The organism is Microbacterium sp. CR_7 (assembly GCF_041954755.1).
Lineage (GTDB): Bacteria > Actinomycetota > Actinomycetes > Actinomycetales > Microbacteriaceae > Microbacterium.
This window is the reverse complement of record NZ_JAVAYF010000005.1, coordinates 161,842-176,497: the sequence shown is the minus strand read 5'-3', so window position 1 is coordinate 176,497 and position 14,656 is coordinate 161,842. Positions and strand designations below refer to the sequence as shown.

The following is a 14,656-nucleotide window of genomic DNA, read 5'->3' as shown; positions in this document are numbered from 1 at the left end:
TGGCTCGCGTCGAAAGGGGTGGCTCGGAGGGTCGGTCAGCCGCCCGCGGCGAGCATCTCGTCGTAGCCCTCGCGGAACGTCGGGTACGACAGTTCCTCCAGCAGCGCGTGGGCGAGGCGCCCGTCGAGCACGGTGCCGCCGCCGGCATCCCCCTCGCTCTGCGGCGGAGCCGCGACGCCCAACCGCGAGGCGATGTGCGCCACGACCGCGCCCAGCCGCACGGGCTCGCAGTCGATCGCGTGCACCAGGGCGGGCGGGGCGTCCATGCGCAGCAGCACGTCGAGGAGCCGCACGAGGTCGTGCTCGTGGATGCGGTTGGTGCGGCGCTCGTGGTCGACGGCGGCGCCCTCGCGCACGCGGCGGATCAGCGAGTCCCGCCCCGGACCGTAGATCCCGGCGGGCCGCACGACGATCGCTCCGAGCAGGTCGACCGCGAGGTCCTCCCCCTCGACGAGAGCATCGCCGCGCTCACCGGTCGTGAGCGTCGGGTCGGCCTCGGTGAGCGGGGCGCGCCCGTCGGTTCCGCCGAAGTCCTGCGAGCCGTACCCCTCGAACACCCTGGTCGACGAGACGAAGATCACGCGCTCCGCGCGAGCGGGCAGCGCGGCCGCGAGATGCGTGAGCGCGGTGGGGTAGATCGAGCCCTCCGGCCCGACGCCCGGCGGCAGCGTGATCACGACCGCGTCGAACGGCGGCAGCGGCGTCGAGAGAGGATGCCGCAGGTCGGCCTCGATCGTCGAGAACGCGTCGGGAAGCCCCGAGACATCGCGACGGATCGCGGTGACCGCGCCTCCGTCGGCGACGAGCCGCTCGCCGAGTGCCGTGCCGAGCGCGCCGCACCCGACGAGCAGTGTGCGTGCGGGGCGGTGCGTGCCGGCATCCGTCATGGTCAGCTCCATTCGCTCGGCGCGGGCATGCGCACGGGAGGCAGAGCGGATGCCGCGGCCCAGTCGTGCACCCAGGCGTCGATCTCGCGCACGCCGTCGGGTTTGCCGACGGCGGCGAAGAGCTCTTCGTTGCTGACCGTGCCGCCGGTGCGGCGCAGCATCCTGGCGCGGACGATCGCTCGCGCGTACACCTGTCCCTTGACGACGGCGCGGTGCTCCATGAAGAGGGCCTTCTCGTCGTGTCCGATGAATCGGGACTGCACCTCGAACCGCTGCCACAGCTGCAGCGACTTGCGGAAGGTGATCGTCTCGCTCGAGACGACCGCGTACCAGCCGCGGTCCTTCATGGCGTCGAAGAGCCCGGTGCGGATGAGCAGGTCCCATCGCCCGAGGTCGAACAGCGACAGGTACCGCCCGTTGTTCATATGGCGGAGGATGTCGATGTCGCTCGGCAGCGTCGTCAGCCGGATGGTGCCGACAGCGGTCGGGTCGAGGGTCTTGCCGCGCCGTGCGCGACGACGGGCTGCGAGGATCACCAGGAGGGTGCGCCAGATCACGTTCACGAGGATCGATCGTAGCCATCGGTGCACGATCGGCGAACATCGTTGTCAGATTCCTCCATGTGGTGTTACAGCGGCATTTCGGCATCCTGCTCGATTTCTCGATCGTGTGTGCCGCGCGTAGAGTCACCGCATGAGCGCCGAAGCCCACCCTGAAGTCATCGTCCGTCCGGTCCGTGATGTGGACGCGGAAGCCCTTGGTCGCGTGCACGCCCAGTGCTGGCACGAGACCTACGACCACCTGATCAGCAAGGCCGCGCTCGAGAAGGTCTCGCCCCGGCGCATGGCCGAGCTGTGGACGCACTGGGCCGCGCAAGGCCCCGAGTTCACGATGAACGCGGCCCTCGTCGACGGCGAGATCGTGGGCTTCGCCGGCTCCGGTCCGGCCCGCGACAAGGACGCCCCCGCGTTCCGCGAGCTCTACTTCATCTACCTGCTCGACGCGTGGCACGGCACCGGCATCGGCCAGAAGCTGTTCGACGCCGCGGTCGAGAAGGACGAGCCCCTGTACCTCTGGGTCGCCGAGGACAACCCCCGCGCGCACCGCTTCTACACGCGCAACGGCTTCACCCTCGACGGCGCCACGCACACGGAGCCGTTCCTCGGCGAGACCCTCACCGAGGTGCGCTTCACCCGCTGACCCGGTCTCGGCCGCCCTTCGCCGAAACACCCCTTTCCCGCCGAACCACCCCTGTGCGTGTTGAACGCGCAGGGGTGGTTCGCACGTAAAGGGGTGGCCCGGGGGTCAGATGCGGTGCAGGGCCGCGAGCTCAGCGGCCCGAGACGTTGCCGAACAGCTTCGCGATCGGCGCGATCACGAGCGGACGCGCCGCGACCCAGCCGATCGCGATCACGACCATGGACGCGACGAACACCCAGAACCCGGTCCAGGTGACGGCATCCTGCGCCGCGTACATGTGGTTGAGGTTGCGCAGGAAGCCGGTGAGGAACACCAGCGCGACGTGCACGATGATGAACGCCACGAAGTACAGCATCACCGGGAAGTGCAGGGCGCGGGCCCACTCGATCGGGTACGCCTTCGAGAGACGCTCGGCCTTCTTGGGCCACATCCCCGACATGCGGAAACCGGTCACCGCAGCGAGGGGCGCGGCGAGGAACACCGTCGCGAAGTAGGCGATCTGCTGCAGGCTGTTGTAGTTGTTCCAGCCGTTCTCATGCGGCCAGTCGAACGAGACGTACTGCAGCGCCGCCGACAGGGCATTCGGGAAGACCTCCCAGCTCGTCGGCACGATCCGCGCCCAATGGCCGGTCGCGAACAGCAGCACCACGAAGATCACGCCGTTCGCCAGCCACAGGATGTCGAGCGCCTGATGGAACCAGATCGTCAGGCTGGTCTTGCCCTTGGGGTTGTTCCGAGGCGTCCAGAACGCGGTCGGACGCTTCTCGGTGCGGATCCGCAGACCCGAACGGATGATCAGCACCATGAGGAACACGTTGAAGAAGTGCTGCCACCCGATCCAGGGGGCGAAGCCCGGTTCGACGTGCACGGCGGGTTCGTACTCGCCGGGGAACGCGGCGAGGAAGTCCTGCATGAACGGCAGGCTCAGCAGAGCCCGCACGAAGGCCACGGCGGCGCCCGCGAGGATGCCGAGGGCCGCGGCGCCGAACAGTCCGGCGATCGCCTGCGGCCAGGTCGGACGACGACGGGCGGATGCCGGGGTCGCGGCGACATGGCGCGGGGCCCGGCCGTCCCAGACCGTCTTCGTCCACGGGAGCGGCGTGGAGACGTCGGCGACCGTGGCGACCGTGCCCGCAAGTCCGGGGGCCGACACGCGGGGTGTCGGCGTTGCAGGTGGAATCGGTCCGACATCTGGCGTGTCGGCCCCCGATGTGACGAGGGAGGCGACGGTGCCGGCGGGCGGCCACGGCTCGCCTCCGCGGATGCGCGGGAGTCCCCGCCGCACGGATGCCGTTTCCCCATCCCGCGTGTCGTCGAGCGAGGACGACGAAGTCGACCGAGACGAAACGCGGTCCCCACCGGTCGGCGCCGCCACGGTCGCATCGCCACCGCGCGGCTCGATGAGCGAGGACGACGGAGTCGACGCATTCCCACCCCGCGGCTCGTTGAGCGAGGACGACGAAGCCGACCGAGACGAAACGCGGTCCCCACCGGACGGCGCCGCCACGGACGACGCAGGCGGCCAGGGCTCCCCGCCGGGCGTGCGCGGGAGTCCGCGGCGCAGGGTCGTACCGGCGGTGTGCCGCGTTTCGTCTCGCCCCGCTCGCTCAACGACCGGGGGCTCGGCGACCGTGGAACCCTGCCGCGTTTCGTCTCGCTCCGCTCGCTCGACGACCGGGGGTTCAACGACCGATGATTGGGCGACCGCGGCGACCTCGACCACCCCTGCGGGCGGCCAGGGCTCGCCGCCGGGTGTGCGCGGGAGGCCGCGACGCAGCATCCGCTCTGCCATGTCTACTTCTTCCGCGCCTCGAGGGCGGCGATCACCTGGGGGACGACGGTGAACAGGTCGCCGACGATGCCGAAGTCGGCGACGTCGAAGATGGGCGCCTCGGCGTCTTTGTTGATCGCGACGATCGTCTTGGCGGTCTGCATTCCTGCGCGGTGCTGGATGGCTCCGGAGATGCCGAGAGCGACATACAGGTGCGGCGACACGGAGACGCCGGTCTGGCCGACCTGGTGCGACTGCGGGATGTACCCGGCGTCGACGGCGGCGCGGGATGCTCCGACGGCGGCGCCGAGCGCGTCGGCGAGCTCCTCGACGAGCACGAACTTCTCCTTCGACGCGAGTCCGCGTCCGCCCGAGACGACGCGTTGCGCGCCGCGCAGTTCGGGGCGGGTCGACGTCGTCTCGACCGCCTCGACGGCACCGACGGTGGCAGCGGCGGCGCCGGATGCCGTCACGGCGAGCTCCTCGACGATGGGCGCATCCACGGCGTCGGCACGGGCCTCGACCGCGCCCTGCCGCACCGTGATGACGGGAGCGCCGTAGGTGGGCGCCGCGTCGACGAGGTAGGCCCCGCCGTACACGGAGTGATGCGCCACGATCCCCTCGTCGTCGCGGGAGACCCCGACCGCGTCGACGCAGAGCGCGCTGCGGGTGCGCGCGGCGAAGCGCCCCGCGACGTCACGCCCCGCGATCGAGTTCGAGATGAGCACCGCATCCGGCTGGACCTTCTCGAACGCAGCGTGGAGGGCGTCGACCACCGGCACGGTGAGCACGGAGTCGTCTCCGGAGGCGGTCAGCACGACGGCGGCACCGGCTGCGGTCGCCGTAGCTGCGGCATTCTCCGCTCCGCCGACGATGAGCGCGACGGGCGAGCCGATGCTCGACGCGGCGCCGAGCAGGGCTGCGGTGCTGCTGGCCGGTGCGCCGGACGGGTCGACGTCGACCAGCACGAGCACGGGGTTCTCGGGGTAGCTCATGTCACACCAGCCTGTTCTCTGCGAGGTAGTCGACGAGCTTCTGGGCGGCATCTCCCTCGTCGACGATCTTGACGCCCGCGGCGCGCGGTGGCTTCTCCGACACGGCGGTCATGATCGTGCGCGGGGCCTCGCCCGGATCGGCCGAGACGCCGAGATCGTCGAGGGTCAGCACCTCGAGCGGCTTCTTCTTCGCCGCCATGATGCCCTTGAAGTTCGGGAACCGCGCATCGGGCAGCGCCTCGGTGATCGAGATGACGGCGGGGAGGGATGCCGAGATCGGCTGCGCCCCGGCATCCGCTGCTCTCGTGCCAGTGATGCCGTCGGAGGTGATCTCGACCGCGGTGAGCGCGGTCGCGTGCGGCCAGCCGAGGTGCTCCGCGAGCATCGCGGCCATGACGCCGCCGGAGCCGTCGGTGGAGAGGTTGCCGGTGATGACGAGGTCGGGCGCGCCACGGCGGATCGCCGCGGCGAGCACCTCGGCGGTGAGCCCCAGGTCGGCGCCGACGAGGCGCTCGTCGGCGATGTGCACGGCCGATCCGGCGCCGATCGCGAGAGCTCGGCGCACCGACGCGGTCGACCCCTCGGGGGCCATCGCGACGGCCACGACCTCGGTGCCCTCGTTCTTGTCGGCGTGGCTCAGCGCGACCTCGAGAGCGCGCTCGGTGATCTCGTCGAGCACGACGTCTCCGGCGGCGCGATCGGCCAGGCCGGTCTCGAGGTCCAGCTTGCGGTCGCCGTAGGTGTCCGGCACCTCTTTGACCAGGACGAAGATCTTCATCGAATGCTCCTCACACTGCCTCGATTCTAGCGTGGTGAAACTGAGTCCCATCAGGAAAGCGACCGAGAACCAGCGATCTGCGGATCGCCGCATGCCCTAGCGTAGAGACGTGGTCCGATCCCGCCCTCTGCCCGTCGATCCGCTCGCCGAAGCGAAGCGGCAGTGGCTCGCGCACGGATGGACGGATGCCGCAGACGGCATGACCGTCGTGACCTCGGTCATGCGGGCCCAGCAGCTGCTGCTCGCGCGGGTCGACGCGACCCTGAAACCTTTCGCGCTGACGTTCGCCCGGTACGAGATGCTGCGCCTGCTGGCGTTCAGCCGGGCCGGCCGCCTGCCCCTGTCGAGCGTCGTCGCCCGTCTGCAGGTGCACGCGACGACCGTGACGAGCACCGCCGAGCGCCTCGTGCGCGACGGGCTCATCGTGCGCGAACCGCACCCCCACGACGGACGCGCCGCGCTGCTCGCCCTGACGCCGACCGGTCGCGACCTCGTCGAGAGGGCCACAGCCGCGCTCAACGCCGAGGTCTTCTCCGACCCCGGCATCAGCCGCGACGACGCCACCGAGCTCGTCGCGATCGTCGCGCGCATGCGCAAAGCAGCCGGCGATTTCGCCGATCCGCGCCCGCAGCCAGAAGCGCTCTGACATGGCGCGCTTCGTGCTCGAGCGGGTGATCGCCGCTCCGCCGGCCGAGGTTTTCGCCGCATCGCTGGATCCCGAGCTGCACGTGCGGTCGATGGCGCGGCACGGCGAGACCATGGTCGAGGCTCCGGCCGGCGGCGTCTTCACGGAGGGGTCGACGGTCACGTGGCGGGCGCGGCACCTCGGCATCCCGTTCCGGCTCCGGTCGATGGTGTTCGATATCGACGAGCCCCGCGCGTTCCGCGACCGCCAGATCGCAGGTCCCTTCGGGGCGTTCCTGCACGAGCACGAGTTCCGCCCGCACGAGCGCGGCACGCTCATGCGCGACACGATCACGTTCCGCTCCCCGTTCGGCCCCATCGGGCGCGTCGTCGACCGGCTCTTCATGACGGCGTACCTGCGGCGGCTCATCGCGGAGCGCAACGACACCATCTCCTCCGAGATCGAGGGCCGCGGGCGTACCCTGTCGCCATGAGCGAACTGCGTGTCCACACCACTCTCACCGGACGCGGCCCCGCCGCCGCCATCCTCCTCACCGACGAGCAGGTATCGTCTCTCGGCGCCGGCAAGGCGTTCCCGGTCGCCGTCACGATCGACGGACGCACCGCCCGGCTGCGACTCGCCCGCATGGGCGGAGAGAACATGATCGGGTTCAGCAAGGCGGTGCGGAGCGACCTCGGAGTCGAGATCGGCCAGGAGGTCGACGCGGTGATCCGCGTGGATGCCGCCGAGCGCACCGTCGAGGTGCCGCCGCCGCTCGCCGCCGCGCTCGACGCCGACCCCGCGCTGCGCGCCACCTTCGACGCCCTGTCCCCCTCTGCGCGCAAAGAGCACGCCCGCTCGGTCGCCGAGGCGAAGCAGGAAGCCACCCGCGACCGGCGCATCGAGAAGATCGTCGCGTCGCTGCGCGCCTGAGCCGATCGTCGGTCCCACGACTCAGCGGTTCTGGAAGTCGGGTGCACGCTTCTCACGGAAGGCGGCCATGCCCTCCTTCTGGTCGGCGGTGTCGAACAGGGCGGCGAACGCCCGCTTCTCGTGTGCGAGGCCGTCGGCGAGCGATGTCTCCATCGCGGCATCCAGCGCGGCCTTCGCCGCGTAGACCGACGGGAGCGACTTCGACGCGATGGTCTCGGCGAGCGCGGCGGCTTCGTCGAGCAGATCGGATGCCGGGACCACGCGCGACACGAGACCGGACCGCTCCGCCTCCTCGGCGCCCATGAAGCGACCGGAGAGGACGAGTTCGGCGGCCTTGTAGTAGCCGACCGCGCGGATGAGACGCTGCGTGCCGCCCATGCCGGGGATGACGCCGAGGTTGATCTCCGGCTGACCGAACTTCGCGGTGTCGGCGGCGAGGATGATGTCGCACATCATGGCGAGCTCGCATCCACCGCCGAGCGCGAAGCCCGACACCGCCGCGATCACGGGCGTCTTCACCGCGGCGAACTCGTGCCAGATGCCGAAGTGGTCGGTCTCGAGCATCTCGTCGCCCGACATGCCCTCCATCTCCTTGATGTCGGCTCCGGCGGCGAACGCCTTCTCGGAGCCGGTGACGACGATCGCGCCCACGCCGTCGTCGAGGTCGAAGGCCGTAGCCGCGGCCGTGATGTCCTCGGCGAGCTGGGAGTTCAGGGCGTTCAGCGCCTGCGGCCTGTTCAGGGTGATCCACCCGACCCGTCCGCGCTGCTCGACCAGGATCGTCTCGTACTCGGTCATGAGGGCCCTCTCCGTCTTCGAATAGCGTGCTTTGCAACGAGCGGTGCCGAATCGTTGCACTTTGCGCGACTCGAAACCCCCCGCAGGACGATCGTCACACGGACCCGTCGCGGATGTCGGTGATGATGCCGGAGAAGTCCCGACCGGCACCGTCGCCCGCGGCGAACGCGGCGTACATCTCCTGGGCGAGGCGCCCCATGCGGGCATGCGTCGAGGTCTGCTCGATCGCCTGCAGCGCGAGGCCGAGGTCTTTCGCCATGAGCGCCCCGGCGAAGCCCGGCTGGTAGTCACGGTTCGCGGGACTCGTCGGCACGGGACCGGGCACCGGGCAGTTCGTGGTGATCGACCAGCACTGCCCGGAGGCCTGCGACACGACGTCGAACAGCGCCTGGTGCTCGAGCCCGAGCCGCTCTCCGAGCACGAACGCCTCGGCCACCGCGATCTGCGACACCGCGAGCACCATGTTGTTGCAGACCTTCGCGGCCTGGCCGAGCCCCGGGCCGCCGCAGTGCACGACGCGCCTGCCCATGACTTCGAGCAGCGGCAGCGCGGCGGAGTAGTCCTCGTCGGACCCGCCGACCATGAACGCGAGCGTCCCGTTCTCGGCGCCGACGACACCGCCCGACACGGGAGCGTCGATGTTGCGGTGCCCGGCGGCCAGCGCGAGCGCATGCGCGGCCCGCGCCTCGTCGACGGCGATGGTCGACGACTCGATGAAGAGGGTGTCCGGCCGCGCGGCGGCGAGCAGCTCGGTGCGGTACGCATCGAGCACGTGCTTCCCCGCCGGGAACATCGTGATGACGACGTCGGCGTCGGCTGCGGCATCCGCTCCGCTCGCGGCCACGGGGATGCCGGTCGCCTCCGCCGCCTCGACGGCCGCCGGCACGACGTCGAAGCCGTGCACCTCGTGCCCTGCGGCGACGAGGTTCCGTGCCATCGGCAGCCCCATGTGCCCGAGGCCGAGGAAGGCGACCCTTGTCATGACGCGCTCCGCATCGCGCTGCCGCCGCTGCGCTGCAGGGACGCTGAACCCGACGGCCGCATTATCTCGCGCCCCACGATGAGGCGCATGATCTCGTTCGTGCCCTCGAGGATCTGGTGTACCCGCAGATCGCGCACGACCCGCTCGATGCCGTAGTCCTGCAGGTAGCCGTAGCCGCCGTGCAGTTGCAGCGCGCGGTTGGCGACGTCGAAACCGGCATCCGTGGCGAAGCGCTTGGCCATGGCGCAGCGCATCGTCGCGTCGGGCGCGTGCTCGTCGACGGCCCGCGCGCCGTCGCTCACCATGAGCCGCGCGGCCTGCAGGTCGGTGCGCATATCGGCGACCTGGAAGAGGATCGACTGCTTCTCGGCGAGCGGCTCACCGAACGCGACCCGCTCGTGCACGTACTGCACGGCGCGATCGAGCGCCCACTGCGCCCCGCCGAGCGAGCAGGCAGCGATGTTCAGCCGGCCTCCGTTGAGCGCCGACATCGCGATCGCGAAACCGCGACCCTCCTCACCCAGGAGAGCGGATGCCGGAACCCGCACCCCGTCGAGGATCACCGGCCTCGTGGGCTGCGCGTGCCAGCCCATCTTCTTCTCGGGCGGCCCGAAGCTCAGCCCGGGCGCATCGCCCGACACGAGGAAGGCGCTGATGCCGCGGGCTCCCGGCTCGCCGGTGCGCGCCATGACGACGTACACCGCGGCCTCGCCCGCCCCCGAGATGAACTGCTTGACCCCCGTGAGCACGTAGTCGTCGCCGTCGCGGGCAGCACTGGTGGCGATGTTCGCGGCATCCGACCCGGCTCCGGGTTCGGTGAGGCAGTAGCCGCCGAACTCCTGCATGGCGGTGAGCTGCGGCAGCCAGGCCGCGCGCTGCGCCTCGTCGCCGTAGGTGTCGATCATCCACGCGACCATGTTGTGGATCGAGATGTAGGCGGCGACCGCGGGGTCGCCCTTCGCGAGCTCCTCGAAGATCGCGACGGTGTCGGTGCGGCTGAGCGCCGTGCCGCCGAACTCCTCGCGCACGTAGATGCCGCCGAGTCCGAGCTCGCCTGCCTTGTGCAGCGACTCCCGCGGGAAGAGGTGCTTCTCGTCGCGCTCGGAGGCGAAGGGCGCGAGCTCGGTGTCGGCGAACTCGCGGACGGCGCCGATGATCGCCTCGCGCTCCTCGGCGGTGGTGACGGTGATGGTGTCGGTCATATCTCTCTCCTGCGTTTCGTCTCGCTGCGCTCGCTCAACGACCGGTGGTCAATGCATGGTGGGGATGACGAAGCTGGCTCCGTCGCGGATGCCGGCCGCGGGCCACCGGCTCGTCACGGTCTTCGTCTTCGTGTAGAAGCGGAACGCGTCGGCTCCGTGCTGGTTGAGGTCGCCGAACCCGCTGCGCTTCCAGCCGCCGAACGTGTAGTACGCGATCGGCACCGGGATGGGCACGTTGACGCCGACCATGCCGACCTCGACGCGGGCGGCGAAGTCGCGTGCGGCATCCCCGTCGCGGGTGAAGATCGCGACGCCGTTGCCGTACTCGTGCTCGGACGCCATCCGCAGCGCCTCTTCGTAGTCCGCTGCGCGGGCGATCACGAGCACCGGGCCGAAGATCTCCTCGCGGTAGATCGCCATGTCGGTCGTGACGTGGTCGAAGAGGGTGGGACCGAGGTAGAAGCCCTCCTCATGACCGGGGACCGTGAACCCTCGCCCGTCGGCGAGCAGCGTCGCGCCTTCGTCGACGCCCTGCTGGATGTATCCCTCGACGCGTTCCACGGCGGCGCGGGTGACGAGTGGCCCGTAGTCGACGTCGCTCGCGAGCGCCGGACCGACCCGCAGTCGGGCGACGCGCTCCCGGAGCTTCGCGGCGAGAGCATCCGCCGTCTCCTCACCGACCGGGACCGCGACCGAGATCGCCATGCAGCGCTCGCCCGCAGATCCGTAGCCCGAGCCGATCAGGGCGTCGACGGCCTGGTCGAGATCGGCGTCGGGCATGACGATCATGTGGTTCTTCGCGCCGCCGAAGCACTGCGCGCGCTTGCCGTGCGCGGCGGCGGTGGCGTAGATGTACTCCGCGATCGGGGTGGAGCCGACGAAACCCACCGCACGGATGCGGTCGTCGGCCAGCAGTGTGTCGACGGCCTCCTTGTCGCCGTGCACGACGTTGAGGACGCCGGCGGGCAGCCCCGCCTCGAGGAACAGCTCGGCGAGGCGCACCGGCACCGAGGGGTCGCGCTCGCTGGGCTTGAGCACGACCGCGTTGCCGGCGGCGAGCGCGGGGCCTGCCTTCCAGAGCGGGATCATCGCGGGGAAGTTGAACGGGGTGATCGCGGCGACGACGCCCAGCGGCTGCCGCATCGAGTACACGTCGATGCCTGCGCCCGCTCCGGTCGAATACTCGCCCTTGAGCAGGTGCGGCGCCCCGGCGGAGAACTCGATGACCTCGAGGCCGCGCTGGATGTCGCCCTTCGCGTCGTCGACGGTCTTGCCGTGCTCGCTCGCGAGCAGTTCGGCGAGCGACTGCATCTCGCGCTGCACGAGGTCGAGGAACCGCAGGAGCACCCGTGCGCGCTTCTGCGGGTTGGTCGCGGCCCACTCGACCCGCGCGGACTCGGCGTTCGCGATGACTGCGCGCACCTCCTCGGCCGAGGCGAGCGGTACTCGGGCCTGGACCGACCCCGAGCTCGGGTCGAACACGTCGGCGAAGCGGCCGTCCTCGGGAGTGAGATGCGATCCGCCTACGAAGTGGGGGATGGTGCGAGTCATTGTGCGATGTCCCTTCGGGCCGTCATTGGCACAATGCGAGTGTACTTCGGCATCCGATTAATTACTAGGGCATCCATATATCTCCGTTCGGAAACCAGGGATGGATTACAGGGATGAGGAGTTCGCCGCGCGTTCACCGGCCGGTCACCTCGGCGGAGTACAACTGCTGGAGCGCGGACACAGGGCTCAGACCGGATCGGGTGGTCACGTCATCCGCGCTTCGCGGTGAGCATCTGCTCCCGTCGCGGTGTCCCACGCCGCGAAGACCCCCGCCGAATCGGGTCGGCGGGGGTCTTCTTCATCCGGACCCGGTTGTTCGGAGACGCCCTTTCGAATCGCTCGAATTGCAGTTGCCTGACTTTCGATTCGCCATTTGCGCGATTCGAATCGACCTTGTCTGTGGATAACCCCGCCACTGCGAGAACGCCGTGCCAGCGTGCCGTCATGAGCACTGACGACCAAGCCCTCGGCCCCCATGACGACGCCTTCTCCGTGCACATCGCACGACTCGAAGGCGCCAGCCGCAGCGAGCTGCGACGTCGCGCACTGGCCGCGCCCTTCCACGGCGTTCGGATCACGCGCGGCGCGTCTAACGCCTTCCGCGACATCGACGACCCGTACGAGCGGCAGCGCCTATGCCGCGTGGAACGCGCACGCATCTATGCGGTCCGCCTGCATTCCGGCCACTTCTTCAGCCATACCACTGCCGCATCGATCTGGGGCGCTCCACTGCCGCTGGAGTTCTCGGATACCGGCGGCATCGCGGAGTACGCTGAGCTCCCCCTTCATGTCAGCGCGTCAGGACACGTGCCCTTCCCTCGCGCGGCTGGCATCACCGGCCACAGGACACTGTCGAGCATGACCGCCGTGCAGGAGCATCGCGGGCTCAGGGTGACGTCACCGTCGGCGACCTGGGCATCGCTCGGCACACTGTCCGTGCCGAACCTCGTCGCGCTCGGCGATTACTTCTGCAGAGTCTGGCGGGCGGGTCACGGGCGCAGGGACGAGGGTCGGCCCCCGCTCGCGAACGTCACGCAGTTGCGGAGCGCGATGGAGGCGGGTCGTCGTCGCGGCGCCGCCCGGCTTCGGGCCGCCCTCGACCTCATTCGCACCGACGCGTGGTCGCCGCGCGAGAGCCTCGTCCGCTGCATCCTCATCGACGCCGGACTTCCCGAGCCTCGACTGAACTTCGATGTCTGCGTGGGCGGACGATTCATCGCGTGCGTGGATATGGCGTACCCCGCGCAGCGAGTCGCGATCGAGTATCTCGGCATGCTCCATGGCGAGAGATGGGCGGCCGACGTCGAGCGTCTCGCCGCGCTGCGAGCTGCGGGGTGGACCGTGATCGAGGTCACCGCTCCCCTTCTGCGATCCCCGGAGACTCTCGTGCGCCGTGTCGCCGCCGCGCTCCGACACTGAGCCTCGACCATTCGAATCGCTTGAATTGCAGTTCTCACCGAGCGAAAGCTGCAAGGCAAGCGATTCGAAAGCAGGTGCTAGAGACGCTCCACGATCATCGCGTTCGCCATGCCGCCGCCCTCGCACATGGTCTGCAGCCCGTAACGGCCGCCGGTCGCGTCGAGATGATCCACCAGCGTGCCGAGCAGGCGCGTACCCGATGACCCCAGCGCGTGTCCCAGCGCGATCGCCCCGCCGCGAGGGTTGAGCTTCGTGGCATCCGCCCCGGTCTCGGCGGCCCATGCGAGCGGCACCGAGGCGAACGCCTCGTTCACCTCGTATGCGTCGAGGTCGTCGATCGACAGCCCGGCGCGGTCGAGGATCCGCCGCGTCGCGGGTATGGGCCCGGTCAGCATCATCAGCGGGTCGTCGCCCACCACGGCGAACGAGTGGAACCGCGCCCGCGGCGTGAGCCCCAGCTGGTCGGCGCGCTCCGCGCTCATGATCAGCGCCGCCGAGGCTCCGTCGGTGAGCGGCGAGGAGTTGCCCGGCGTGATGCGCCAGTCGAGGTCGGGGAAGCGTTCGGCGAGCGCATCGGTGCGGAACGCCGGCTGCAGACCGGCGAGAGCGGATGCCGTCGTCCCCGCCCGCACGGTCTCGTCGCCGCGCGCCTCAGGCGCCTCGTCGACGGAGATCACGGTGCGGTCGAAGAACCCTTCCTCCCACGCGACGGCCGCGCGCCGGTGCGACTCGGCCGCGTACGCGTCCAGTTCCTCGCGGTCGAGCCCCCACCGCGCCGCGATGAGCTCGGCCGAGACGCCCTGATTGACGAGCCCGTCGGGATACCGGGCGCGCAGGCGCGGCGACATCGGGCTCCCGGCGACCGACGCCGACGATCCGAGCGGCACCCGGCTCATCGACTCCACGCCGCCGACGATCACCGCGTCGTAAGCTCCGGCCATGATGCCCTGCGCCGCGGCCTGGACGGCCTGCTGACTCGACCCGCACTGCCGGTCGATCGTCGCCGCGGGGACCGTCTCGTCGAATCCGGCGGCGAGCACGGCCTGACGCGCGATGTTCGACGACTGCTCTCCCACCTGGCTCACGCAGCCGAGCAGCACGTCGTCGATCTGACGCGACTCGAGGCCGCTGCGGTCGAGGATCGCGGCGAGTACTCCGGCGGCGAGGTCGACGGGGTGCACGCCAGACAGCATCCCGCCGGGCTTGCCGCGGCCGACGGGCGTGCGGACGACATCGATCAGGACGGCTTCGCTGCGCGTGCTCATGCCCTCATTCTCTCCCCGGCCGGCGCCGGAGGGGTGCGGCGCCTCAGTCGGCGGGCAGCGGCGGGCGGGAGAAGATGTGGCGGGGCTTGACCGAGCGGGACCGCGAGGCCCTCGCCGGTTCGTCGGCCGACACGGACTCTTCCGTGCGGGAAAGGTTCGGGCGTCTGTCTGCGTCCTGGTCGGACGAGGGATGACTGATCATGCCCCGACCGTACGGGGCGAACATGTACGCGCGTTCAGGTTCGCGGGT

Annotated in this window: 15 protein-coding genes; 5 read left to right on the top strand and 10 right to left on the bottom strand. The window is 70.3% G+C overall.

What is annotated here, in order from left to right:
• Window positions 1-35: 35 nt before the first annotated feature.
• Together RAC81_RS12690 and RAC81_RS12685 are read right to left on the bottom strand one after the other, a co-directional pair.
• Window positions 36-887, bottom strand: coding sequence for an SDR family NAD(P)-dependent oxidoreductase (locus RAC81_RS12690; protein ID WP_375082688.1), 852 nt, complete (start codon window positions 885-887; stop codon window positions 36-38).
• 2 nt (window positions 888-889) lie between these two features.
• Window positions 890-1,450 carry an acyl-CoA thioesterase gene (locus RAC81_RS12685; RefSeq protein WP_375082687.1) on the bottom strand — a complete coding sequence of 187 codons (561 nt, stop codon included), beginning with the start codon at window positions 1,448-1,450 and terminating at the stop codon, window positions 890-892.
• Between the two features lie 130 nt (window positions 1,451-1,580).
• On the opposite strand from RAC81_RS12685, the gene RAC81_RS12680 reads away from it, so the two are divergent.
• Window positions 1,581-2,087 carry a GNAT family N-acetyltransferase gene (locus RAC81_RS12680; protein WP_096715007.1) on the top strand — a complete coding sequence of 169 codons (507 nt, stop codon included), beginning with the start codon at window positions 1,581-1,583 and terminating at the stop codon, window positions 2,085-2,087.
• A 130-nt stretch (window positions 2,088-2,217) separates the two neighbouring features.
• On the opposite strand, the gene RAC81_RS12675 is transcribed toward RAC81_RS12680, so the two are convergent.
• The 3 genes from RAC81_RS12675 to RAC81_RS12665 form a co-directional block, all read right to left on the bottom strand.
• Entirely contained in the window at window positions 2,218-3,240 is a 1,023-nt protein-coding gene (locus RAC81_RS12675; protein WP_375082686.1) for a cytochrome b/b6 domain-containing protein, read from the bottom strand.
• Between the two features lie 641 nt (window positions 3,241-3,881).
• Window positions 3,882-4,853 carry an electron transfer flavoprotein subunit alpha/FixB family protein gene (locus RAC81_RS12670; protein WP_375082685.1) on the bottom strand — a complete coding sequence of 324 codons (972 nt, stop codon included), beginning with the start codon at window positions 4,851-4,853 and terminating at the stop codon, window positions 3,882-3,884.
• A gap of 1 nt (window position 4,854) precedes the next feature.
• Window positions 4,855-5,631: an electron transfer flavoprotein subunit beta/FixA family protein gene (locus RAC81_RS12665; RefSeq protein WP_375082684.1), complete on the bottom strand. Its 777-nt coding sequence runs from the start codon at window positions 5,629-5,631 to the stop codon at window positions 4,855-4,857.
• Window positions 5,632-5,740: 109 nt separating this feature from the next.
• Between RAC81_RS12665 and RAC81_RS12660 the strand changes: the two genes are divergently transcribed.
• The 3 genes from RAC81_RS12660 to RAC81_RS12650 are packed head-to-tail and all read left to right on the top strand — an operon-like array spanning window position 5,741 to window position 7,189.
• Window positions 5,741-6,277 (top strand): MarR family winged helix-turn-helix transcriptional regulator, encoded by a 537-nt coding sequence (locus RAC81_RS12660; RefSeq protein WP_375082683.1) that lies wholly within the window; start codon window positions 5,741-5,743, stop codon window positions 6,275-6,277.
• 1 nt (window position 6,278) lies between these two features.
• Window positions 6,279-6,749, top strand: a complete 471-nt coding sequence (locus RAC81_RS12655; RefSeq protein ID WP_375082682.1) for an SRPBCC family protein — start codon at window positions 6,279-6,281, stop codon at window positions 6,747-6,749.
• Window positions 6,746-7,189: a YdeI/OmpD-associated family protein gene (locus tag RAC81_RS12650; protein WP_375082681.1), complete on the top strand. Its 444-nt coding sequence runs from the start codon at window positions 6,746-6,748 to the stop codon at window positions 7,187-7,189. The genes RAC81_RS12655 and RAC81_RS12650 overlap by 4 nt, the downstream gene beginning before the upstream one ends.
• Before the next feature lie 21 nt (window positions 7,190-7,210).
• Here the strand turns inward: RAC81_RS12650 and RAC81_RS12645 are convergent, their stop codons facing one another.
• The 4 genes from RAC81_RS12645 to RAC81_RS12630 all read right to left on the bottom strand — a co-directional run bounded on the left by RAC81_RS12645 (window position 7,211) and on the right by RAC81_RS12630 (window position 11,722).
• The gene (locus RAC81_RS12645) at window positions 7,211-7,987 is read right to left on the bottom strand and encodes an enoyl-CoA hydratase (RefSeq protein WP_375082680.1); all 777 of its coding nucleotides are present in this window, start codon (window positions 7,985-7,987) and stop codon (window positions 7,211-7,213) included.
• Window positions 7,988-8,081: 94 nt separating this feature from the next.
• Window positions 8,082-8,969, bottom strand: a complete 888-nt coding sequence (gene mmsB, locus RAC81_RS12640; RefSeq protein WP_375082679.1) for a 3-hydroxyisobutyrate dehydrogenase — start codon at window positions 8,967-8,969, stop codon at window positions 8,082-8,084.
• Window positions 8,966-10,171 carry an acyl-CoA dehydrogenase family protein gene (locus RAC81_RS12635; RefSeq protein WP_375082678.1) on the bottom strand — a complete coding sequence of 402 codons (1,206 nt, stop codon included), beginning with the start codon at window positions 10,169-10,171 and terminating at the stop codon, window positions 8,966-8,968. The genes mmsB and RAC81_RS12635 overlap by 4 nt, the downstream gene beginning before the upstream one ends.
• 48 nt (window positions 10,172-10,219) lie before the next feature.
• Window positions 10,220-11,722 carry a CoA-acylating methylmalonate-semialdehyde dehydrogenase gene (locus RAC81_RS12630; protein ID WP_375082677.1) on the bottom strand — a complete coding sequence of 501 codons (1,503 nt, stop codon included), beginning with the start codon at window positions 11,720-11,722 and terminating at the stop codon, window positions 10,220-10,222.
• Window positions 11,723-12,166: 444 nt separating this feature from the next.
• Here RAC81_RS12630 and RAC81_RS12625 point away from each other — a divergent pair, with 444 nt between their 5' ends.
• The gene (locus RAC81_RS12625; protein ID WP_375082676.1) at window positions 12,167-13,141 is read left to right on the top strand and encodes a hypothetical protein; all 975 of its coding nucleotides are present in this window, start codon (window positions 12,167-12,169) and stop codon (window positions 13,139-13,141) included.
• A gap of 77 nt (window positions 13,142-13,218) precedes the next feature.
• Here RAC81_RS12625 and RAC81_RS12620 read toward each other — a convergent pair whose 3' ends face one another.
• Complete coding sequence (locus tag RAC81_RS12620; RefSeq protein WP_375082675.1) at window positions 13,219-14,406, bottom strand: thiolase family protein; 1,188 nt, start codon at window positions 14,404-14,406, stop codon at window positions 13,219-13,221.
• Window positions 14,407-14,656 lie beyond the last annotated feature (250 nt).